This is a genomic window from Streptomyces sp. CA-249302, assembly GCF_050936785.1.
GTDB lineage: Bacteria > Actinomycetota > Actinomycetes > Streptomycetales > Streptomycetaceae > Streptomyces.
The window spans coordinates 6,640,466-6,662,056 of sequence record NZ_JBNJMG010000001.1 but is presented as its reverse complement, the minus strand read 5'-3'; the positions used below and the strand labels follow the sequence as shown (position 1 = coordinate 6,662,056).

Sequence of the window (21,591 nt, the reverse complement as noted above, 5' to 3'; positions counted from 1 at the left end):
GGAGGCCTCATCGAGGTGCTTGGGGCCGAGCCGGAACCGATCCCGCCGGTGGCCGCGTCTTGGGGATCGTGCAGCGTCAAGGCCTCATCGGCAGCAGCGCCGAGATCCGCGTCCGTGTGACAGGGGGTGTCCTCCTCGTCGCACACCTCGCGTTCGTCGCCTGGCTCACGCTGCGCCCGCTGGACGTGCCCTGGGTGCAGCCGCCCAACCTGCGTCCGTTCGCCGGCATCCGCGCCGACCTCGCGCTGGGCTGGCCGGCGGCGGCCCACCGCATCGGCGAGGCCGTCGGCCTGCTCGCCCCGCTCGGCGTCCTGCTCCCGATGACCCACGGCAGGCTCTGGGCCTCGCCGCTCGCCTCCTTCGTCCGTACGGTCGCCGCCGGCGCCCTGGTCTCGCTCGGCATCCTGCTGCTGCAGACGGGCGTCCCGGGCCGCGTCCCGGACATCGACGCGCTGCTCCTGAACACCGCGGGCGTGGCACTGGCGCACGCCGTGGTGGTGCCCGCCGCCCGCGCCTGGCTCCGCCGCAGGTCCGAGCGCCGGGAGCACGCGGCCCGCCGCCAGGAGGAGGCGACTCAGGGTCGGACCCCGACGTTTCCCAGGGTCGGGATCGCACCGTAGAGCGACGCTCGACCCGCTTGGTCTCCGTAGCGTTGTAGGCAGATGAGGAAGCCACCGGGGCAGCCTCACCCTGACGCTCACGAAGGAGCCGCAATGTCCGCCCTCGTCCGCCCCACCCACGGCCGCATGATCGGCGGCGTGTGCGCCGGTCTGGCGCGGCGCTTCGGCACCTCCGCGACCACGATGCGGGTGATCTTCCTGCTCTCCTGCCTCCTGCCGGGCCCGCAGTTCCTGCTCTACATAGCCCTCTGGATCCTGCTGCCCTCCGAGGACAAGGCGCCCAGCACCGCCTGGTAGACCCTTTTCGCATACGCCGATGGGGCGCACCCCGTGTCCAAGGGGTGCGCCCCATCGGCGCGTTCGGGGGTGGTCAGCCGAGCGGGAGGCCGTTCACCGGGAGGCCGTGCGTGGGCAGGCCGGTCTGACCGACCGGGAGGCCGCCGAGCAGACCGGCGACCGGCGCGGTCGGGCCGTCGGCGAGCACCCGCTGGGCGGCCGGCTGCACCGCGGCCAGACCCGCCGCGAGCGCGGGCTGCGCCTGGCTCACCGCCTCGCCGGCACCCGGCAGCGCCTTGGAGATGTTCTCCGCCGGGAGCGTCTTGGTGACGGTGTCCAGCGCCCCGTTGGCGTCCGGAAGCGCGGGGGCGGCGTTCGCGGCGCCGGCGCCCGCGGCGGCGAAGGCGGCACCGAGGGCGGCGACACCGAGGGTCTTGGCAGCAGACTGCTTCATGAAGTGCGTCCTCGAAATGGAGTTTACGGGGATGTGAGCGGTCCACGACCGTAAACATGCGCACCCACCTGCCGCAAACATCGAAATGCGGACGGATTGTGAATACCCGCCCGCAATCCGCCCCGCCCATTACCGCCCGATCAGCCCTCCGAGTCGACAGAACCGCTGGTGGAGGCGGTCTGCTGGAACAGCCATTCGGACTTCAGCTCCGCATATCCGGGCTTGATGACGTCATTGATCATCGCCAGTCGTTCATCGAAAGGAATGAACGCTGATTTCATCGCATTGACGGAGAACCACTGCATGTCGTCGAGCGAATAACCGAACGCGTCGACAAGGTGCTCGAATTCCCGGCTCATGCTGGTGCCGGACATCAGCCGGTTGTCCGTGTTCACGGTCGCCCGGAAGTGCATCCGCCGCAGCAGCCCGATCGGGTGCTCGGCGTACGAGGCCGCCGCCCCGGTCTGGAGATTGGAGCTGGGGCACAGCTCGAGCGGGATGCGCTTGTCCCGTACGTACGAGGCGAGCCGCCCCAGCTTCACCGAGCCGTCGGCCTGCACCTGGATGTCGTCGATGATCCGCACGCCGTGCCCGAGCCGGTCGGCGCCGCACCACTGGAGGGCCTGCCAGATGGACGGCAGCCCGAAGGCCTCGCCGGCATGGATGGTGAAGTGGTTGTTCTCCCGCTTGAGGTACTCGAAGGCGTCGAGGTGCCGGGTGGGCGGGAAGCCGGCCTCGGCACCGGCGATGTCGAAGCCGACGACGCCCAGGTCCCGGTAGCGGTTGGCGAGTTCGGCGATCTCCAGGGCGCGGGCGGCGTGCCGCATGGCGGTCAGCAGCGCACCGACCCGGATGCGGTGCCCATTGGCCCGGGCCAGCCGCTCCCCTTCCCGGAAGCCCTCGTTGACGGCCTCGACGACCTCTTCGAGGGTGAGCCCGCCCTCCAGGTGCTGCTCGGGCGCATAACGCACCTCGGCGTATACGACCCCGTCCTCGGCGAGATCCTCGGCGCACTCGCGGGCGACCCGGACGAGGGCGTCCCTGGTCTGCATCACGCCGACGGTGTGGGAGAAGGTCTCCAAGTACCGCTCCAGCGAACCGGAGTCGGCGGCCTCACGGAACCAGACACCCAGCTTGTCGGGGTCGGTCTCGGGGAGACGTGCATAGCCCGATTCCGGGGCGAGTTCGACGATCGTCCCCGGGCGGAGACCGCCGTCGAGGTGGTCGTGCAGCAGAACCTTCGGCGCCCGGCGGATCTGATCCGGCGTCGGGTTGTTCGAGATGGTCTGGCTCGTCATTTCCGCACTCTAACTCCTACGCGCGTAGATCGCCTGTTGTACAACTCCGTCGATACGTAACGGTGACCGCGAGGAAGGGTCGCGTACACCCACCCTTCTGACACTGTTCTGTCATGGCACACCAAGCGACGCCGGTTCGACGGGCCCGGCTGGGGAGGGCACTCAGCCCGGAGCCGACGGCGGTGAGCGGTGTGGTGCTGCTGCTCCCCGGCGGCGACGAGGAGTCGGCCCGCCGACCGTCACCCATGCTGGCCACCGCGTCCGTACGGGCGTTGGGGCGCCGGCTGGCCCGGGCGGGCCGCGAGGAAGGGCTCGCCGCGCATGTCGTCCACTACCGCTACCGCGGCTGGAACGGCAGCGAGGCCCATCTGGCCCGGGACGCCTCCTGGGCCGCCGACGAGGCCGTACGACTCTACGGCGACGTCCCCGTCTGCCTCGTCGGGCTCGACATGGGCGGCCGGGCGGCCCTGCGTGCGGGCGGTCACACGGCCGTCAACTCCGTGCTGGCGATCGCTCCTTGGCTGCCGGAGGAGGACGTGGCGGCTTCGCCTGAACCGGTGAAACAGTTGGTGGGGCGGCGGGTGCTGGTCGTGCACGGCACGAACGACGACGTCTCCGACCCCGAGCTGTCCTTCCGGCTGGCGTCCCGGGCGAAGAAGGCGAACCGGGACGTGTGCCGGTTCGAAGTGCACTCGGACGGGCACGGGTTGCACCAGTACCGGAGTGAAGTGCAGGCGCTGGCCGAGGACTTCGTGATGGGCAGCCTGTTCGGGCGGCCGTTCGCGCGGCCGTTGGAGGACGCGTTCGCCGCGCCGCCGCCGTTGGGGCTGCGGATGCCGTTGGCCGCGGGCTTCGGCAAGTCGCTGAAGCGGTAGGGCTAGACCGGCAGCAGACTCCCCCTCCTCGCCAGCAAGAACTTCTTGAAGGCCGCCACCGGCGGTGTGTCCGGGTGTCCGTCCAGCCAGGTCACGCCGATCTCCCGTACCGCTCTGGGAGCCGTGACCGTCAGTTCCACAACTCCCGGGCGGGGGAAGGCCGGTGGCGGCAGGAGGGCCACGCCCAGGCCCGCGGCCACCAGGCCCCGCAGCGTCTCCGCCTCCTCTCCCTCGAAGGCGATCCTCGGCTTGAAGCCCGCCTCCTTGCACAGGTCGTCCGTGATGCGCCGCATGCCGTAGCCGGGTTCCAGGGTTACGAAGGTCTCGTCGGCGGCTTCGGCCAGGCGGATGCGTCTGCGGGAGGCCAAGGGGTGGTCGGCGGGGACGACCAGGCGGAGTTTCTGTTCGTCGAGACGGCGGCCCACGAGGTCGGGGGCGTCGGGGACCGGGGAGGTGAGGCAGAGGTCCAGTTCGCCCGCGCGCAGCTTCTCCAGCATCGCCTCGCCGTAGTTCTGGACGAGGCTGAAGCGGACCCTCGGGTGGTCCGCGCGGAAGGCCTGGATGAGGGCCGGGACCGTCTCCGCGCCCATGGTGTGCAGGAAGCCGAAGGCGACCTTGCCGGTCGTGGGATCGGCGTCGGCGCGGACCTCCTCGGCGGCCCGCTCGATCTCCGCGAGGGCCCGCTCGACGTGGGCGAGGAACGTACGCCCGACCGGGGTGAGCGAGACGGTGCGGCCGTGGCGGGCGAACAGGTCGACGCCCAGGTCCTGTTCGAGCCGGACCATCGCACGGGACAGCGTCGACTGCGGGACCTGGAGTTCCTGCGCGGCCCGGGTGACGTGCTCGGTGCGGGCGACTCCGGCGAAGTAGGCGAGGCGCGGGGCGAGCACCCTCGACATCTCTGCCATGTCTTCTGTGTCACTGGATGGTGACAGGCGGGGCCGTGAGCTGTGTTGATGCACCATGGGAACGATTATGAGGGTTCTGTGCATTGGACGGATGAGTGAGGCCGTACGTAACTTCGAGGCATGTCTCCCGCCAGTACCGGGGCGTCCGCCGTAGCGGGCGCCGAGTCCCTCGTCCCTGTCACCGACTCCCGTATGAGCCCGGGCGGTCCCGGCTACCGCCGGATGAGCTTCGCGCTCTTCCTCGCGGGTGTGGCGACCTTCGCGCTGCTCTACTCCACGCAGGCCCTGCTGCCGCTGATCTCCGGCGACTTCGGGGTGGCGGCGAGCGAGGCGAGCTGGACGGTGGCGGCGGCGACCGGTGGACTGGCGCTGTTCGTGCTGCCGATGAGCGCGCTGTCGGAGCGGTTCGGGCGCCGTACGGTGATGACCGGTTCGCTGGCGGTCGCGGTGACCGTCGGGCTGCTGGTCCCCTTCGCGCCCTCGATCACCGCGCTGGTGGTGCTGCGGGCGGTGCAGGGCGCCGCGCTGGCCGGACTGCCGGCCTCGGCGACGGCGTACCTCGCCGAGGAGGTGCGGCCGAAGGCGCTGGTGACGGCGATCGGGCTGTTCGTGGCGGGCAACAGCGTCGGCGGGATGAGCGGCCGGATCATCACCGGGTGGGTCGCGCAGGAGTGGGGCTGGCGGGTCGCGCTCGGCGTCATCGGCGCGATCGCGGTGGCCTGCGCGGTGGCCTTCCGGCTGCTGCTCCCGGCGCCGAGGCACTTCGCGGCGGGCTCGCTGCGGCCGCGCGTGCTGGTCCGCACGGTCCGCGAACACCTCGCGAACCCGCTGCTGTGCCGGCTGTACGCGATCGGCGCCCTGTTCATGACCGTCTTCGGCGGCGTCTACACGGTGATCGGCTACCGCCTGACGGAGGCGCCCTTCTCGCTCCCCCAGGGCGTCATCGGCTCGATCTTCCTGGTGTACCTGGTGGGCACGGTGTCGGCGTCCACGGCCGGACGCCTGGTGGGCCGCCTGGGCCGCCGCGGCGCCCTGTACCTCGCGGGCGGTACGACGACTGCGGGCCTGGTCGTGTCCCTGGCCCCGTCCCTGCCGCTGGTCCTGCTGGGCCTGGTCCTGATCACCGCGGGCTTCTTCGCGGGCCACGCGGTGGCGTCGTCGGCGGTCAGCAAGACGGCCACGACGGGCCGCGCGCAGGCCTCGGCGCTGTACCAGTCGGCGTACTACATCGGCTCCAGCGCGGGCAGCACGGTGGGCGCGCTGGCCTTCCACGCCGGCGGCTGGGCCGGGACGGTGGGGGTCGGGCTGCTGGCGGTGCTGGGAGTTGTGACGATCACGGTGATCGGTTCGCACGCGGCACGCACGGTCGCTGTCGGCCAACCTGCCTGACCTGCACCTTTCCCGGCTCACCACGCCGTTGTCAGTCCCCTGCGCTAGCTTCGGACGTGCTGGGCGCAAAGGCGCGTGACAGGAATGCCACAGGGGTGGGTGGACATGAGCGACGGTACGGCGACGACCACGACGACAGACCTCGACGTCAGGCTGGAGAAACACCGCGTCGAGCTGACCGGCTACTGCTACCGCATGCTCGGCTCGTCCTTCGAGGCCGAGGACGCGGTGCAGGACACGATGGTCCGCGCCTGGCGGAGCTACGAGAAGTTCGAGGGCCGGTCGAGTCTGCGTTCGTGGCTGTACAGGATCGCGACCAACGTCTGCCTGGACATGCTGACGGCGGGCAACAAGCGCGCCCGCCCCATGGACCTCAGCGAGTCCACCCCGCTCGCCCAGGCCGCCCTCTCCCCCCGCCCGGACAACACCTGGCTGGAACCGATGCCGGACAACCGTGTGCTGCCGACCGTCGAGGACCCCGCCGAGGCGGCCGTCGCGAAGGAGTCCGTGCGGCTCGCCTTCATGGCCGCCCTGCAGCAGCTCCCGGCCAAGCAGCGCGCCGTGCTGATCCTGCGCGAGGTGCTGGCCTGGAAGGCGAGCGAGGTCGCCGAGCTGCTCGACACCTCGGTCGCGTCGGTCAACAGCGCACTCCAGCGGGCCCGGGCGACCCTCGCCGAGCGGGACGACAGGGCGGCGGGCGCGGCCGTCTCCGACCCGCTGGACGAGGACCAGCAGAAGCTCCTGGACCGCTATGTGGCGGCCTTCGAGGGGTACGACATGACGGCTCTGACGGCGCTGCTGCACGAGGACGCGGTCATGACGATGCCGCCGTTCGACCTGTGGCTGACCGGCCACGACGACATCACGGGCTTCATGACGACGCTCGGCTCCGCCTGCGAGGGCTCGCGGCTGGTGCCAGTGCAGGTCAACGGTCTGCCGGGCTTCGCCCAGTACAAGCCGGACCCGGAGGAGGGCGGCTACACCCCGTGGGCCGTCCAGGTCCTGGAGATCTCAGACGGCCGGCTCACCGGGTTCCACTTCTTCCTCGACACCCAGCGGTGGTTCCCGCTGTTCGGGCTGCCCCTCCACCTCGAAGCGGAGGCCGACCAGGTCGAGAAGGGCGTGTAGCGAGGGCGCGGGGTCCCGGAGGCGGATCCGTCCCCCGGCCCGCCGGGCGGCGAGCTCCAGCCGCGCCAGCAGGTCGACGGCCCCGAGGCCCGGCGGCCCGATGGCCGCGACGTCGACCACGACGACCCCTGTCCCGCCGGACTCCAGCAGCGCGCGCACGTCGTCGCACAGCCCCGTCACCGCGTCCCGGGTGACGGGGCCGGCCGGCACGAGTACGGCAGGTGTCATGGCGTCCACGAGCGGTAGACCGGCCGGAGACACGGAACTCATCGGGACCCGATGAGGGTCACATTGACCTGGGGCAGGCCTTCCCCGGAGGGTTAGGTGCATGCCCCACAGATCGCCGCCTCCCCGGATACCCGACTGTCTCCGCACCGCCGAGGAGGCACCGTGCAGGGCGTGTTGACGGGCTTCGCGGTGATCGCGGTCGTCATCGGGGTGGGTTACGTCATCGGCCGCCGGGGATACCTCGGCGAGCACGGCCGCGAGGTCCTCACCAAGCTGGCCTTCCATGTCGCCTCGCCCGCCCTCCTCTTCACCACCCTTGCCCGCGCCGACCTGTCGGTGATCTTCTCCAGCCGCCTGCTGGTGACGGCGATGAGCACGGCGGCGGCCGCGGGTGTCTTCGTCGCGGTGGGGGTCGCACGCGGCTGGGGTGTGGGCCGTACGACGATCGGCGCCCTGGCCTCCAGTTACGTCAACTCGGGCAACCTCGGCATCCCGATCGCCGTGTACGTCCTGGGCGACGCCTCCCTGGTGGCGCCGGTGCTGCTGTTCCAGCTCGTCGTGGTCTCCCCGGTCGCCCTGACGATCCTCGATCTGTCGGGCGAGGGCGAGCAGGGCCCGCTCTGGCTGCGGCTGTTGACTCCCCTGCGCAATCCGATCGTCGTCGGCTCGCTGGCCGGCGTCGTGGTGGCGGCGAGCGGCGTCCGTGTCCCGAGCCCGGTCATGGATCCGCTGACCCTGATCGGCAACATGGCGGTCCCGGCGGTGCTGATGGCCTTCGGCATCTCCCTGTGCGGCAGCACCATGCCGGGCCGGGGCGCCGACAGGGGGCGGTGTTCCTGTCGGTGGCGTTGAAGGCGGTGGGCCAGCCGCTGGCGGCCTGGGCGCTGGCGGTGGGGGTGTTCGGGCTGCACGGCCACCAACTCCTGGACGTGGTGGTCACGTCGGCGCTTCCGGCGGCGCAGAACCTGTACACCTACGCGAGCCGGTATCGGGTGGCGGAGGGGCTGGCGAGGGACTCGATCCTGCTGTCGACGGTGTTGTCGGTGCCGGTGCTGGTGGGGGTAGCGGCGGTGTTGGGATGATCAGCTGTCAGCCGAGCGGGAAGATGCCGGTGTCGAGGGTCAGCTTGAACGGTGCGGGCAGCGTCAGCTCTTCGCCGTACTCCACCGAGTTGAGGACTCGATATGTGCCGCTCTGCGGTTCTCCATAGAGCGTCGCCGTGGGACGCCCCGACTGCCAGGCGTCCAACAGGAGGTAGAGCGGCACGCCTGCCACGGCGTAGCCGTGGGCCTTCTTGATTCGGTCGTGGTTCGCGTTGCTCTTGGACGTGACCTCGACGACGAGTTCGGCTTCGCCCGCATGCACGCGCGTTCCGCGGCGCAGGGCAGCCCTCGGCACCACGCACAGATCTGGCATGAAGAGGCCACCTGACTCCGGGCACGTGAGGCCGAGTGTCTGATAGACACCCCAGTCGTCTGGAATCGCTGTGTACAGGCCACGCTGCACCAGCTCAGCGGTGTCGTTGTGCTCTTCGGACGGTGGAGGCGGCACGGTGACGATCCCCTCGATGATCTCCACCTTGCTGCCCTCGGGGGCGTCCGTCTCTTCCCAGACACGGACGATCTCGTCCCAGTCCGTACCCTCAGGGGTTCCGGACTCGGCGGCGAGTGCGCCCATGGCGGTCTCCGTTCTTTAAGTCACCGATCCCAGCATGCCGAACGGGACCGGCGGCGGTCCACCGATCCCGTTCACCCGAATGAGGAAATTCCAGGTCAGGCGATACGTTCCAGCACGACAGGCGACGCCGTGAACGTCGTGTCCGCCGCCCCGATGTCGTAGGCCCCCTCGACCGACTGCAACGCGTACTCGAAGCGTTCCGGGGTGTCCGTGTGGAGGGTCAGGAGGGGCTGGCCCTCGGTCACCGTGTCGCCGGGCTTGGCGTGCATCTCGACGCCCGCGCCCGCCTGCACCGGGTCCTCCTTGCGGGCGCGGCCCGCGCCCAGCCGCCAGGCGGCGACGCCGATGTCGTAGGCGTCGAGGCGGGTGAGGACACCGGTCGACGGGGCCTTGATGACGTGCTGTTCCTTGGACGTCGGCAGTTCGGCGTCCGGGTCGCCGCCCTGGGCCGCGATCATCCGGCGCCAGACGTCCATCGCCGAACCGTCGGCCAGGGCCTTCGCCGGGTCGGCGTCGCGCACGCCCGCCGCGTCCAGCATCTCGCGGGCCAGCGCGATGGTGAGCTCGACGACGTCGGCCGGGCCACCGCCCGCGAGGACCTCGACCGACTCGCGGACCTCGAGGGCATTGCCCGCGGTGAGGCCCAGCGGGGTGGCCATGTCCGTCAGGAGCGCGACCGTCTTCACGCCGTGGTCGGTGCCCAGGCCGACCATCGTGGACGCCAGCTCCCGTGCGTCCTCGATGGTCTTCATGAAGGCGCCGGTGCCCACCTTCACGTCCAGGACCAGGGAGCCGGTGCCCTCCGCGATCTTCTTCGACATGATCGAGGAGGCGATCAGCGGGATCGCCTCGACCGTGCCGGTGACGTCCCGGAGCGCGTACAGCTTCTTGTCGGCGGGGGCCAGGCCGTCGCCGGCCGCGCAGATGACCGCGCCGGTGGTGTCGAGGACGTTCAGCATCTCCTCGTTCGAGAGGAGCGCACGCCAGCCGGGGATCGACTCCAGCTTGTCCAGGGTGCCGCCGGTGTGGCCGAGGCCGCGGCCCGACAGCTGCGGGACGGCCGCGCCGCAGGCCGCGACCAGGGGCGCCAGCGGCAGCGTGATCTTGTCGCCGACGCCGCCCGTGGAGTGCTTGTCGGCGGTCGGGCGGGACAGGGACGAGAAGTCCATGCGCTCGCCGGAGTTGATCATCGCCGCCGTCCAGCGGGCGATCTCGCGGCGGTTCATGCCGTTGAGCAGGATCGCCATGGCGAGCGCGGACATCTGCTCGTCGGCGACCTCCCCGCGGGTGTACGCGTCGATGACCCAGTCGATCTGCTCGTCGCTGAGCTCGCCGCGGTCCCGCTTGGTGCGGATGACGGAGATGGCGTCCATGGCCATGGCGTGCGTTCCTTCCGGGAATTACTTGGTGAGGTGCTCCGGCCCGAAGGCCTGCGGAAGCATCTCGGACAGCGGCAGGATTCCCGCCGGGGTCTCCAGCAGGAGGTCGGCGCCACCGAACTCGTACAGGAGCTGGCGACAGCGACCGCAGGGGACGAGCACCTCGCCCCGGCCGTCCACGCAGGTGAAGTGCGTGAGACGGCCGCCGCCCGTGTTCTGGAGCTCCGAGACCAGACCGCACTCGGCGCACAGACCGAGACCGTAACTGGCGTTCTCGACGTTGCAGCCGGTGATGGTGCGGCCGTCGTCGACCAGGGCGGCGACGCCGACCGGGTAGCCGGAGTACGGGGCATAGGCCCGGGACATCGCGTCCCGCGCCGCCGCCCGCAGCGCGCCCCAGTCGACGCCCGTCACTTGCCCTGACCCTTCCGGTAGCGCATACCGTCCGCCTTCGGCATCCGCAGGCGCTGCGCGGACAGCGACAGCACCAGCAGCGTGACGACGTACGGGGTGGCGCCCACGAAGTCGCTCGGGACCTCGTCGGTGACCAGATACCAGACCAGGACGCCCGCGCCGACCATGAGGCTGATGCCGCCCTGCCAGTGCGCCTTCCTGTAGAGCTTCCAGCCGCCCAGCACCGCGAGCAGCACGACCAGCAGGAGCAGCAGCGCGTGGACGGTCTCGCCGCCGTTGCGCAGCTGGAGCGCGTCGGAGTAGCCGAACAGGCCGGCGCCCATCGCGAGGCCGCCCGGCCGCCAGTTGCCGAAGATCATGGCGGCGAGACCGATGTAACCGCGTCCGCCGGTCTGGCCTTCGAGGTACGTGTGCGAGGTGACCAGCGCGAGGAAGGCGCCGCCGAGGCCGGCGAGACCGCCGGAGATGGCGACGGCCGCGTACTTGTACCGGTAGACGTTGACGCCGAGGGACTCCGCGGCGATCGGGTTCTCGCCGCAGGAGCGCAGGCGCAGGCCGAACGGGGTGCGCCACAGCAGCCACCAGCTGGCGACGAACAGCAGGATCGCGAAGAGCGTCACCACGGACAGGTCGGTGACCAGGCCGCCGAGGATGCCGGCGAGGTCCGAGATCAGGAACCAGTGGTGGTTCTCGAGGGACTTGAGGCCGTCCGAGAGACCGGGCACGTCGATGTTGGGCAGCGAGTCCACCGGCGGGGACTGCTTGGGGTTGCCGCCCGCGTTGGCCGCGTCGCCGTCCGAGAAGAAGATCTTGGCGAGGTACTGGGTGGTGCCGAGCGCGAGCAGGTTGACCGCGACACCGGAGACGATGTGGTCGACGCCGAAGGTGACGGTCGCGACCGCGTGCACCAGTCCGCCGAGGACACCGAAGCCGATGCCGCACAGCAGGCCGAGCCAGGGGTTGGACTGCCAGCCGATCCAGCCGGCGCCGAAGGTGCCGAGGATCATCATGCCCTCGAGGCCGATGTTGACCACACCGGAGCGCTCGGACCACAGGCCGGCGAGGCCCGCGAGGCCGATCGGCACCGCGAGGCCGAGGGCGGCGGAGACCTGGCCCTCGGAGGTGAGCTGGTCGGAGCCGGAGATCATCCGGACCGCGGCGACCAGCAGCAGCGCACCGGCGATGATCATGAGGATCTGGCCGACGGAGCGACCGGACCGGCTGCCGGCGGTGTCCGCCTTGGGCGCCGCGGGGGGCGGCGTGTCGGTCATCGTGGCAGTCATCACGCCACCTCCTGCTTCTGGGTCGGGGCGGCGGCCTGGGCGGCGAGCTCCGCGCCGACCCGCTGCTGCTGGCGCTTGAGGCCGTAACGGCGTACGACCTCGTAGGCGATGACGACGCACAGGACGATGACGCCCTGGATGACGCCGAGGATCTCCTTGTCGTACCCCTCGAACTCGAGGTGGTTCGTGGTGCGCTCCAGGAAGCCCCACAGGAGCGCGCCGAGCGCGATGCCGACCGGGTTGTTGCGGCCGAGCAGGGCGATGGCGATGCCGGTGAAGCCGATGCCGGTCGGGAAGTCGTTGCTGAACTGGTGGCTGTCGTTGAGCAGGGTCGGCATGCCGATCAGACCGGCCACCGCACCCGAGATGACCATGCTGGTGGCGATCATCTTCTTCACTGAGACACCGCTCGCGGCGGCCGCGGACTCGGACTGGCCGACGGTGCGCAGGTCGAAGCCGAAGCGGGTACGGCCGAGCACGAACCAGTAGGCGACGCCCACGAGTACGGCGATGACGATGAAGCCCCACAGCTCGCCCGACGCGCCGGTGTCGATCTGGAAGAAGTACGAGGACTCCGGCAGCGGGTGGGTGGAGATGACCGTGCCGCCGCTCTGCAGCTCGGCGAGCTTCCCGGGCTGAAGCAGGTAGGCGATGATCGCGGTGGCGATCGAGTTGAGCATGATCGTCGAGATGACCTCGCTGACCCCGCGGGTCACCTTGAGGACGCCCGCGATGGCCGCCCACACGGCGCCCGTGCCCATGGCGCACAGGATGATCAGCGGGATGGAGATCCAGCCCGGCGTGGTCAGCGCACCGCCGAGGACGGCGGCGAAGAACGCGGCGATCCGGTACTGGCCGTCGACGCCGATGTTGAACAGGTTCATCCGGAAGCCGATGGCCACCGAGACGCCCGCCAGGTAGTACGTCGTCGCCTTGTTCAGGATGTAGACCTGGCTGTCGCTGGCGGAGCCGTAGGTCACCATGTCGCTGAAGGCCGCCCCCGGGTTCTTGCCGGTGGCGAGGATCACCAGGGCGGTGACGACGAGCGCGGCGACGATCGCGAGCAGCGGTGCCGCGATGCCGAGGAGCAGCCGCTCCTTGTCGATGCGTTGGGTCAGCTTCTTCATCGGGCGTCGTCCTCTGTGTGCTCCTGGCCGGAGTCCTCGGTGTGCTCCAGGTGGCCGGTGGCCGCACCGGTCATGGCGGAGCCCAGCTCCTCGGGGTGATCGTGGCGGGGTCGGCGTCGGCGACCAGCCGGCCGCGGTACATCACCCGCAGGGTGTCGGACAGGCCGATGAGCTCGTCCAGGTCGGCGGAGATCAGCAGCACGGCCAGGCCCTCGCGGCGCGCCTCGCGGATGTGGTCCCAGATCGCGGCCTGCGCGCCGACGTCCACACCGCGGGTGGGGTGGGCGGCGATGAGCAGCTTGGGCGCGTGGCTCATCTCGCGGCCGACGATCAGCTTCTGCTGGTTGCCGCCGGACAGGGAGGCGGCGGTGACGTCGATGCCGGGCGTACGGACGTCGTACGCCTCGATGATGCGCTCGGTGTCGGTGCGGGCGGCCTTGATGTCGAGGAGCTGGCCGCGGGAGTTGGGCCTCTCGGTGACGTGGCCGAGGATGCGGTTCTCCCACAGCGGTGCCTCGAGGAGCAGGCCGTGGCGGTGGCGGTCCTCGGGGATGTAGCCGACGCCGGCCTCGCGGCGGTGGCGGGTGGGGGCGTGCGAGATGTCGGTGCCGTCGAGGGTGATGGCGCCGGCGTCGGGGTCGCGGATGCCCATGATCGCCTCGACCAGCTCGGACTGGCCGTTGCCCTCCACGCCGGCGATGCCGAGGATCTCGCCCTGGTGGATGGTGAAGGAGATCTTGTCGAGGATGACGCGCTCGACGCCGTCCAGGTCGACCTGGGTCAGGTGCACGCCGTCCAGCTTGAGCAGCGGGACGTCCGTGACCGTGGACTCCTCGGTCTCCGGCGTGGGCAGCTCGCTGCCGACCATCAGCTCGGCGAGCTGCTTGGGGGTGGTGCCGGCCGGCTCGACCGTGCCTACGGTGGTGCCGCGCCGGATGACGGTGATCTCGTCGGCCACCGACAGGACTTCGCCCAGCTTGTGGGAGATGAAGATGACGGTGAGGCCCTCGGCCTTGAGCTCGCGCAGGTTGTCGAAGAGCGCGTCGACCTCCTGCGGCACGAGGACGGCGGTGGGCTCGTCGAGGATGAGGGTCTTGGCGCCGCGGTAGAGGACCTTGAGGATCTCCACGCGCTGGCGGTCGGCGACGCCGAGCTCTTCGAGGAGGACGTCCGGGCGGACGTTCAGGCCGTAAGCGTCGGAGATCTCCTTGATCTTCGTGCGGGCCTTGGCGCCGATGCCGTGGAGCTTCTCCGCGCCCAGGACGACGTTCTCCAGGACGGTGAGGTTGTCGGCGAGCATGAAGTGCTGGTGCACCATGCCGATGCCGCGGGCGATGGCATCCGCGGGGTTGTTGAAGGTGACCGTCTCGCCGTTCACCGTGATGGTGCCCTCGTCCGGCTGCTGCATGCCGTAGAGGATCTTCATCAGGGTGGACTTGCCGGCACCGTTCTCACCGCACAGGGCATGCACGGTGCCTGTACGGACGGTGATGTCGATGTCCTTGTTGGCAACGACGCCGGGGAAACGCTTGGTGATGCCGCGCAGTTCGACGGCAGCGGGAGGGCTGGACGCGTTGATGGCGCACTCTCCTCGGGGAAAAGGGGCTGCGTAGGGGAGGGCAGGCGTCGGCGACGCTAGCGCGGCAACTCCATGCTACACGCGTAGAGTTGACACATTGTTATGGCTCGACGAGGGGGTTGTCGAGGGCCCCCTCGCCGAGCCGAGGTTCCGGCGGGAACCGTCAGGTCAGCTGGTCTTGACCTTGACGGTGCCGTCGACGATCTTCGCCTTCGCGGCGTCCAGCTGGGTCTTGATGTCGTCGATGAAGCCACCGCTGGTGGCCAGGCCGACGCCGCCCTTGGCCAGGGAGTAGACCTGGTTGCCGGTCAGCGGCTTGCCGTCGTGCACGGACTTGATGAAGTCGTAGACGCCGACGTCGACGTTCTTGACCATCGAGGTCAGGATCGAGTTCTTGTACTTGCTCAGACCCGGGATGTTGTACTGGTCCGAGTCCACGCCGATCGCCCAGGCGCCCTTGACGGCGGAGACGGCCTCGATCGAGCCGTTGCCGGAGGAGCCGGCCGCGGAGTAGATCACGTCGGCGCCGTTGTCGAGCTGGCCGGACGCGGCCTCCTTGCCCTTGTCGGGGCTGGCGAAGCCGGACAGGTCGGAGCCGTGGGTCAGGTACTGGACGTCGACCTTGACCTTGGAGTTGGTGTCCTTGACGCCCTGGACGTAGCCCGCCGCGAACTTCTTGATCAGCGGGGTGTCGACGCCGCCGATGAAGCCGACGTGGTCCTTCTTGGTCTTCAGCGCCGCCGCGACACCGGCCAGGTAGGAGCCCTGCTCCTCGGTGAAGGTGATGCTGTCGACGTTCTTGGCGGTCGCGACCGAGTCGATCAGGCCGAAGCTGACCTTCGGGTACTTCGCGGCGACCTTGTCGACCGAGGTGGCGTAGGAGAAGCCGACCGCCACGATCGGGTTGTAGCCGGCGTCGGCCAGGTCGGTCAGGCGCTGCTCGCGGTCGGCCTCGGTGTCGGAGCTCTTGGCGGTCAGCTCCTTGATGGAACCGCCGAACTCCTTCTCGGCCTTGTCCGCGCCACGGGCGGCGGAGTCGTTGAAGGAACGGTCACCACGGCCGCCGACGTCGTAGGCGAGACCGATCTTGATGCCGCCCTTGCCGCTGCTGGAGGAAGCGGAGGACGAGCTGTCGCTGTCGGAGGAGGTACTGCCACACGCGGTGGCAGTCAGTGCGAGAGCTGCGGTGGCGATACACGCAGCGGAAAGCTTGGCTACCCGGCGCACGGGAGGCTCCTTCACCTGACCTGAGCGCCTTGTCGGCGCTTCATGTGAGCACCATGCCAGTGCTCGGGCCCGGACGCCCCTGCGGCGTCGGCTTCGCGGCATCGTAACGCGCGTAGATGTCGGAAACAGACCTCTTCCGAAGCCGTTATCGATTCGAGGCAAACACCGTCTGAACTCGGACTCCGGTCCCCTCACACACCCGGATTTCGAAGTGCGCACGATTGGCTTACGACCATGTTGCGCCGGACGGCGGAAGGGGTTTCGGGGCCCGCGCCCCGAAGGGGCGCGGGGAACTCCGCGTCAGCGCCCCGCGTCGATCAGGGCCGCCGCAGTGAACAGCTCCACGCCCACCGTGATCGCCGACTCATCGGCATCGAAGTCACCTTGGTGCAGATCGCGCACGGTCCGCTCCCCCGGCGTGCGAACGCCGAGCCGGGCCATCGCACCCGGCACATGCTCCAGGTACCAGGAGAAGTCCTCGCCGCCGAGGCTCTGCTCGGTGCCCTCGACCGACAGCGCCCCGCGGCGGGCCGTCATCGCATCCCGCAGCAGGTCGGTGACGTCCGCGTCGTTGACCACCGGCGGGACCCCGCGGACGTAGTTGATCTCCGACTTGGCGCCGTGCAGGTTGGCGACCTCGTCGATGGCGGCGACCACCAGGTCCGGCGCCTGCCGCCACGCGGCCAGGTCGAGGCAGCGCACGGTCCCGGAGAGCTCGGCGTGCTGCGGGATGACGTTCGGGGCGTGCCCGGACTCGATCCGTCCCCAGGTCACGGCGAGGCCGCTGCGGGTGTCCGCGCGGCGGCCGACCAGCGCGGGCACGTCGATCGCGACGCGGGCAGCGGCGGTGACCAGGTCGGTGGTGAGGTGCGGGCGGGCGGTGTGGCCGCCGGGGCCGTCCAGCGCGACCTCCAGCCGGTCGCACGCGGACGTGATGGCACCCTCGCGCAGCCCGATCCGGCCGGCGTCCACCTTGGGGTCGCAGTGCACGGCGATCATCCGCCCCACCCCGTCAAGGACCCCGCACTCGATCGCGTCCGCGGCCCCGCCGGGCAGCACCTCCTCGGCCGGCTGGAACAGCAGCCGCACCGGGCGCGGCAGCTTCCCCTGCCTGTGCAGCTCGGCGAGCACGAGCCCGGCGCCGAGCACCACGGTCGTATGGACGTCATGACCACAGGCGTGCGCACGGTCCGGGACGGTCGAGCGGTACGCGCACTCGCTCTTCGTGTCCGGGATGGGCAGCGCGTCGATGTCGGCGCGCAGCGCGAGCATGGGCCGCCCGCCGTCCCACTCCCCGATGTCACAGACGAGCCCGGTCCCGATGGCCAGGACGCGCGGCTTCAGGCCGGCCTTCTCCAGTCGCGCCTTGATCGCCGCGGTGGTGCGGAACTCCTGGTTGCCGAGCTCCGGATGCATGTGCAAGTCGCGGCGGAAGGCTACGAGTTCGGCGCGCAACGCGTCGGGCAGCGCACCCGGAAGCTCGGCTTCCCCGGGGAGATCGACCTCGGACTCCAGTGACATCTGTTGCTTCACCCTCTAAAGGGTAGGACGCCGACGTAGCCAACTACCCCTCGATCAACAAAAGTTCAGCCCGTCAGGGGAAGAAAATCTGACCGCGCGACGCATGAGTACGGATGGAGATGGGTAGAACGCTCTTTTCTCTACGCATACCACGCCCCGCACCTCCCGGGCGGTTCTGTTCACCTGTCGGGACCGCACTGTGGGAGAAGCGGTCCCATATCCCGGAATCATCACCTCCGAGCGACGTTCCGGCCACGCAGCGCACACAGCCACGGTTCGCGGGCACTCTGCCCTCATGGAGGCATGCGGCTGCGGGGAGGAGCACATCCCCTGGATGCTGGCGAAGTTCGGGCTGCTCGGGACGGCGGGGCTGGCACTGGGGCTGCTGGTGCTGATGATGCTGGTGGGGTGGCTGCTGGTACTGGGGGTGTCGCTGTACCAGCGATGGCGGTTCCCGCCGGTGGAGGTCGAGGAGAGTTCGCGGGACTCTCTCGGAGGGTTCACCTGGCGGGCGGAGGACGGCTAGTAGGGTGCGGGCCCGTGAGCTCCGAGATACCGGGCACTCCGGCTTTCCTGCACGCCACCCGTTCCTCGTACGACGCGATCGCCCGCCCGTACACCGAGCAGCTGGCCGACTGGCTGGGCGAAAGACCCCTGGACCTGGCGCTGGTCCACGGTTTCGCCGAGCTGGTGCGTGCGGCCGGTACGGCGCCGGTGGCGGACGTCGGCAGCGGCCCCGGCCACGTAACGGCCCGCCTGGACGCCCTCGGCGTACCCGTGTTCGGCGTCGACGTGTCGCCCCGGATGGTGGCGCTTGCCCGGGAGGCGCACCCCGCGCTCCGCTTCCACGTCGGCTCGATGACCGCGCTTGACCTGCCGGACGAGACGCTGGGCGGAATCCTCGCCCTGTACTCGATCATCCACGTCCCCGACGACCACCTCCCCACCGTCTTCGCCGAGTTCCACCGCGTCCTGGTCCCCGGCGGCCACGTCCTGCTCGGCTTCCAGAGCGGCGACGAGGAGGGTCACCTGCACCTGTCGGAGCGCTTCGAGCAGCAGATCTCCCTCGACTACTACTGGCGCACGCCGGACGCGGTGGCCGAACAGCTGGTCAAGGCGGGTCTACGGCTGCACGCGCGCGTACTCCGGGAGCCGGACGCCGACGAGACGCGGCCGCGCGCCTATCTGCTGGCCCGGAAGGACGACTGACCCCTCCCCCCTCCGCGCGGGCGTGCGGCGCCCGGCGCGCCGGCCCGCGCTTCGCTCCCGCCGTGCTCCCGGCGCTTCACCGCGCCGGCGGCCGTCCGTCCCCAGGGCCCGTGCGGGCGCCCATAGTGGGACGAGGGCGCAGGGATCGGCCATGGCAGTGGAGAGGCGGCTGTCGTGCTGGACGAGACAGGAGACGTCGGCTCCGGGCCGTGCGGAACCGGCTTTCCCCGGCACCTCGCGGTCATCCCCGACGGGAACCGTCGCTGGGCCGAACGGCAGGGGCTGCCCCTCGTCGAGGCGTACCGCGCGGGCGCCCTGCGGGTGCACGACCTCATGACCTGGTGCGAGGCGACGGGCATCGAGTACGTGACGGTGTGGGCGCTGTCCCGGGACAACCTGCGGCGCGCTCCCGCGGCGGTCCTCGACATCCTGCACACCGTGGTGGACCGGCTGGAGAAGATGGCCGCCACGAACCGGTGGCGCATCCGGGTCATCGGCGCGCCGGAGGAGCTTCCGGGTGCGGAGGCCCGTGCGCTGCGGGCCGTGGAGGAACGTACTGGGCGGATCCCAGGAGTGACCCTGAACACCGCGATCGCCTACAGCGGACGGGCCGAACTGACCGCCGCCGTACGGGACTTGGTGCGACACCATCCCGTGGACACGGTGACCTCACTCTCGCCGACGGCGGCCGAACGCCGGCTGGGGATGTGTCTGAGCACCGCCGGACAGCCCGACGTCGACCTGGTCGTCCGTACCTCCGGCGAGCAGCGCATGTCCGACTTCATGCTCTGGCAGACCGCCTACGCCGAGCTGTACTTCTGCGACGTGCCCTGGCCCGACTTCCACCGGGCCCACTTCGACGGGGCCCTGGCCGCCTATCGGTCACGCCGGCGGCGTCACGGGATCTGACCTTCCGGAGGGATCGAGCACCATGCCGCTGTCCGACGCCGCCTGCGCCGCCAGGTGGGCGCACGAGCGCCTTGCGGCGGCCCACGCCGAGTTCGATCCGAGGCTGCCCATCGCCCGCTCGGCCGCCGGGGAGTGGACCATCGTGGTCGACCACGGCCGCTGTGCGCGGCTCTGGGCCGACATCGAGCGCTGGGCCCTGCGGGTCGGGCTGTACGAGCCCGGGCGGGACCGGGGGCTGGTGCAGGCGCCGATGACGGAACTGTCGGCGGCCGTGCTGCCCACCGCGTCCACGGACCTCGTACGGGCCGCGACCATGTACTGGACGGTCGTCGTCGCCTTCGACGACCAGGTGGTGGAGACCGGGCGCTCGCCCGCGCCGTATGCCGCGTCGGTCGGGCCGATCCTGCTCGAGGGGCGTCTCCCGGCCGAACCGGACCGCTTCCATCACGCCTACCTGGACGTCCACCGGGAACTCGTGGCCGCGGGGGCGGGTCCGGCCATGCCCGAGTTCACCCGGCAGGCGGTGCGGGCGCTGGAGGGCTACGTCGAGGAGTCCGGGTGGCGGCGGACGGGACGCCTCCCGGTCTTCGCCGAGTACCTGCGCAACGGGCTGAGCAGCGCCCAGATGCTCCCCTACATGGCACTCCAGCGGCTGCGGCCCGGTCTCGTCCCGCCGGATGCCCCGTGGCCGCCGCAGATCGCCCAACTCGCCCGGCTGTCGTGCCTGGTCACCAGGCTGGAGAACGATCTCCTCGGCATCACCAGGGACGACCCCGACGGCGGCCTCAACGCCTGCTGGGCCGCCGCCCGCGACTACGGGATCAGCCCGTACGAGGCGGCGCCCGCGGTGCTGGCCGCCCGCACGGCGATGCGCGCCGAGCACGACGCGCTGCTCGCGGACATCCGCCGGGACCCTTCCCAGGTCGCCTGTCGCGCACAGGCCGAGGCGATCGGCGGCTGGACCGACGTCTGCTACGCCTGGTTCCTGAGCGTGGCCCGCTACCGGGACTAGACCGCGCTCACCATCGACAACCGCGTCACGTCCCGCGCCGTCCCCGTCACCCCCGACAGGAAGCCCTGCGCTCGGGGTGAGGCGTTCTCCGTCAGCCAGGCGGGGTCGATGTCGCAGACCGCCACGCGGACCTCCGTGCCGACCAGGGCCAGGGGGAGGGTGTGGACGACCGTGGAGGGGAAGCTGAGGATGGTGCGGCCCACCGGGCCCCGGCGGGCGATCAGTTCGAGGGGGAGGTCGGGGCGGACGATCTCCAGGCCCGTCTCGGCCGCCAGGCGGTGGAGTTTGGCGGTGCTCTCGCGGCGGTGGGCGAAGTAGCGGGTGGCGCCGTGGGCCTTGGCCAGGTTCTGGACGGCCTCCAGGTAGCGCTCGCCGTCGACCACGCCGGTCTCCACCAGCGAGGTGCCGACCATGTCCGCACCCTTGGTGATGCGGGGCGGGCCGAAGCGGAAGCGGGTCCAGGCGAAGTCGTTGGCGTGGATCGTGACGCCGGGCGGTGTCTCGTCGATGGGCATGGACGAGAAGACCGTCACGCGGCGCTTGTCGCTGGGGGTCAGACGATGGCGGGCCCGGGCGGAGACCGGTGCGAAGAGCAGGTCCCGGGCGCCGGGGCGGCCGCCCTTGCGGTGCCAGCGGACCAGGCGCTCACCGCGGGCGAGTTGGGCGACGAACTCCATCGTCGCCGTGCCGTCGTCGACGACGACCAGGTCGCGGGCCTTGGTGATGGTCAGCAGGAGCTGTACGTAGCGGGAGAACGGGTCGCCGAGGACGACCCGGTCGGCCCGGCGGAGGCGTCCGGTGAGGCCGCCGATCGTCTGGAACGGCGCACCGGGGCCGCCGCGGGCCTCCTCCCAGCGGACCTCGTGGCCCTCCTCGCGGGCGAGTTCGGCCATGCGGCGCAGCTGGCCGCGGGTCATGGGGTCGGTCGGGGACAGCACGACGAGGGTGAGCCCCGCGCCGGGCGCATGGGCGTGCGCCCACTCCAGCACGTTAAGGAGCTGTACCGGGCTCTCGACGAACGCGAGAGTGGAGTGGCCGGCGGATCCGGCGCGGCGGCTCATCGACGTATGACCGTCCC

21 protein-coding genes and 2 pseudogenes are annotated in these 21,591 nt (G+C 70.6%); 10 read left to right on the top strand and 13 right to left on the bottom strand.

All coding sequences use genetic code 11. From position 1 onward, the window contains the following. Window positions 1-68: 68 nt before the first annotated feature. A complete protein-coding gene (locus ACQEWB_RS30115) occupies window positions 69-620 on the top strand; it encodes a VanZ family protein (protein WP_432836428.1) in 552 nt (183 codons plus the stop codon). 93 nt (window positions 621-713) lie between these two features. Continuing rightward, window positions 714-917, top strand: coding sequence for a PspC domain-containing protein (locus ACQEWB_RS30110; protein WP_360838440.1), 204 nt, complete (start codon window positions 714-716; stop codon window positions 915-917). Between the two features lie 73 nt (window positions 918-990). Here ACQEWB_RS30110 and ACQEWB_RS30105 read toward each other — a convergent pair whose 3' ends face one another. Both ACQEWB_RS30105 and ACQEWB_RS30100 read right to left on the bottom strand, forming a co-directional pair. Beyond that, window positions 991-1,350, bottom strand: a complete 360-nt coding sequence (locus ACQEWB_RS30105) for an ATP-binding protein (protein ID WP_432836426.1) — start codon at window positions 1,348-1,350, stop codon at window positions 991-993. Between the two features lie 140 nt (window positions 1,351-1,490). After that, on the bottom strand, window positions 1,491-2,648 hold the full coding sequence (locus tag ACQEWB_RS30100; protein WP_432836424.1) for an adenosine deaminase: 1,158 nt from the start codon (window positions 2,646-2,648) through the stop codon (window positions 1,491-1,493). 113 nt (window positions 2,649-2,761) lie between these two features. On the opposite strand from ACQEWB_RS30100, the gene ACQEWB_RS30095 reads away from it, so the two are divergent. Next, complete coding sequence (locus tag ACQEWB_RS30095; protein ID WP_432836422.1) at window positions 2,762-3,523, top strand: alpha/beta hydrolase; 762 nt, start codon at window positions 2,762-2,764, stop codon at window positions 3,521-3,523. A 2-nt stretch (window positions 3,524-3,525) separates the two neighbouring features. Here the strand turns inward: ACQEWB_RS30095 and ACQEWB_RS30090 are convergent, their stop codons facing one another. Further along, entirely contained in the window at window positions 3,526-4,488 is a 963-nt protein-coding gene (locus ACQEWB_RS30090) for a LysR family transcriptional regulator (protein WP_432836420.1), read from the bottom strand. Window positions 4,489-4,551: 63 nt separating this feature from the next. Between ACQEWB_RS30090 and ACQEWB_RS30085 the strand changes: the two genes are divergently transcribed. Continuing rightward, window positions 4,552-5,820: an MFS transporter gene (locus ACQEWB_RS30085; protein WP_432836418.1), complete on the top strand. Its 1,269-nt coding sequence runs from the start codon at window positions 4,552-4,554 to the stop codon at window positions 5,818-5,820. Window positions 5,821-5,925: 105 nt separating this feature from the next. Beyond that, entirely contained in the window at window positions 5,926-6,948 is a 1,023-nt protein-coding gene (locus tag ACQEWB_RS30080) for a sigma-70 family RNA polymerase sigma factor (protein ID WP_432836416.1), read from the top strand. On the opposite strand, the gene ACQEWB_RS30075 is transcribed toward ACQEWB_RS30080, so the two are convergent. Continuing rightward, on the bottom strand, window positions 6,832-7,218 hold the full coding sequence (locus tag ACQEWB_RS30075; protein ID WP_432836414.1) for an STAS domain-containing protein: 387 nt from the start codon (window positions 7,216-7,218) through the stop codon (window positions 6,832-6,834). The genes ACQEWB_RS30080 and ACQEWB_RS30075 overlap by 117 nt on opposite strands. Window positions 7,219-7,338: 120 nt before the next feature. Between ACQEWB_RS30075 and ACQEWB_RS30070 the strand changes: the two are divergent. Next, window positions 7,339-8,258, top strand: a pseudogene (locus tag ACQEWB_RS30070) (AEC family transporter). Window positions 8,259-8,265: 7 nt separating this feature from the next. On the opposite strand, the gene ACQEWB_RS30065 reads toward ACQEWB_RS30070, so the two are convergent. The 8 genes and pseudogenes from ACQEWB_RS30065 to ACQEWB_RS30030 form a co-directional block, all read right to left on the bottom strand. Next, a complete protein-coding gene (locus ACQEWB_RS30065) occupies window positions 8,266-8,853 on the bottom strand; it encodes a Uma2 family endonuclease (protein WP_432836412.1) in 588 nt (195 codons plus the stop codon). A 95-nt stretch (window positions 8,854-8,948) separates the two neighbouring features. Then, window positions 8,949-10,226, bottom strand: coding sequence for a thymidine phosphorylase (locus ACQEWB_RS30060; RefSeq protein WP_432844085.1), 1,278 nt, complete (start codon window positions 10,224-10,226; stop codon window positions 8,949-8,951). A 27-nt stretch (window positions 10,227-10,253) separates the two neighbouring features. Next, window positions 10,254-10,646 (bottom strand): cytidine deaminase, encoded by a 393-nt coding sequence (locus ACQEWB_RS30055; RefSeq protein ID WP_432836410.1) that lies wholly within the window; start codon window positions 10,644-10,646, stop codon window positions 10,254-10,256. Next, complete coding sequence (locus ACQEWB_RS30050) at window positions 10,643-11,929, bottom strand: ABC transporter permease (RefSeq protein ID WP_432836408.1); 1,287 nt, start codon at window positions 11,927-11,929, stop codon at window positions 10,643-10,645. Before ACQEWB_RS30050 ends, ACQEWB_RS30055 begins: the two co-directional genes overlap by 4 nt. After that, window positions 11,929-13,056 carry an ABC transporter permease gene (locus ACQEWB_RS30045; RefSeq protein ID WP_432836406.1) on the bottom strand — a complete coding sequence of 376 codons (1,128 nt, stop codon included), beginning with the start codon at window positions 13,054-13,056 and terminating at the stop codon, window positions 11,929-11,931. The genes ACQEWB_RS30050 and ACQEWB_RS30045 overlap by 1 nt, the downstream gene beginning before the upstream one ends. Further along, window positions 13,053-14,602 (bottom strand): annotated as a pseudogene (locus ACQEWB_RS30040) (ABC transporter ATP-binding protein). Before ACQEWB_RS30040 ends, ACQEWB_RS30045 begins: the two are co-directional and overlap by 4 nt. A gap of 201 nt (window positions 14,603-14,803) precedes the next feature. Then, the gene (locus ACQEWB_RS30035; RefSeq protein ID WP_432836403.1) at window positions 14,804-15,862 is read right to left on the bottom strand and encodes a BMP family lipoprotein; all 1,059 of its coding nucleotides are present in this window, start codon (window positions 15,860-15,862) and stop codon (window positions 14,804-14,806) included. A 300-nt stretch (window positions 15,863-16,162) separates the two neighbouring features. Beyond that, window positions 16,163-17,383, bottom strand: a complete 1,221-nt coding sequence (locus tag ACQEWB_RS30030; protein ID WP_432844083.1) for an amidohydrolase — start codon at window positions 17,381-17,383, stop codon at window positions 16,163-16,165. A gap of 295 nt (window positions 17,384-17,678) precedes the next feature. Between ACQEWB_RS30030 and ACQEWB_RS30025 the strand changes: the two genes are divergently transcribed. The 4 genes from ACQEWB_RS30025 (at window position 17,679) to ACQEWB_RS30010 (ending at window position 20,513) form a co-directional block, all read left to right on the top strand. Further along, on the top strand, window positions 17,679-17,909 hold the full coding sequence (locus ACQEWB_RS30025; protein WP_432836401.1) for a hypothetical protein: 231 nt from the start codon (window positions 17,679-17,681) through the stop codon (window positions 17,907-17,909). Between the two features lie 14 nt (window positions 17,910-17,923). After that, window positions 17,924-18,592 carry a class I SAM-dependent DNA methyltransferase gene (locus ACQEWB_RS30020; protein ID WP_432836399.1) on the top strand — a complete coding sequence of 223 codons (669 nt, stop codon included), beginning with the start codon at window positions 17,924-17,926 and terminating at the stop codon, window positions 18,590-18,592. Window positions 18,593-18,766: 174 nt separating this feature from the next. Further along, window positions 18,767-19,501: a polyprenyl diphosphate synthase gene (gene uppS / locus ACQEWB_RS30015; protein ID WP_432836397.1), complete on the top strand. Its 735-nt coding sequence runs from the start codon at window positions 18,767-18,769 to the stop codon at window positions 19,499-19,501. Between the two features lie 22 nt (window positions 19,502-19,523). Continuing rightward, the gene (locus ACQEWB_RS30010) at window positions 19,524-20,513 is read left to right on the top strand and encodes a terpene synthase family protein (RefSeq protein WP_432836395.1); all 990 of its coding nucleotides are present in this window, start codon (window positions 19,524-19,526) and stop codon (window positions 20,511-20,513) included. Here the strand turns inward: ACQEWB_RS30010 and ACQEWB_RS30005 are convergent. Further along, window positions 20,510-21,574, bottom strand: a complete 1,065-nt coding sequence (locus tag ACQEWB_RS30005) for a hypothetical protein (protein ID WP_432836393.1) — start codon at window positions 21,572-21,574, stop codon at window positions 20,510-20,512. The genes ACQEWB_RS30010 and ACQEWB_RS30005 overlap by 4 nt on opposite strands. Between the last annotated feature and the right edge of the window lie 17 nt (window positions 21,575-21,591).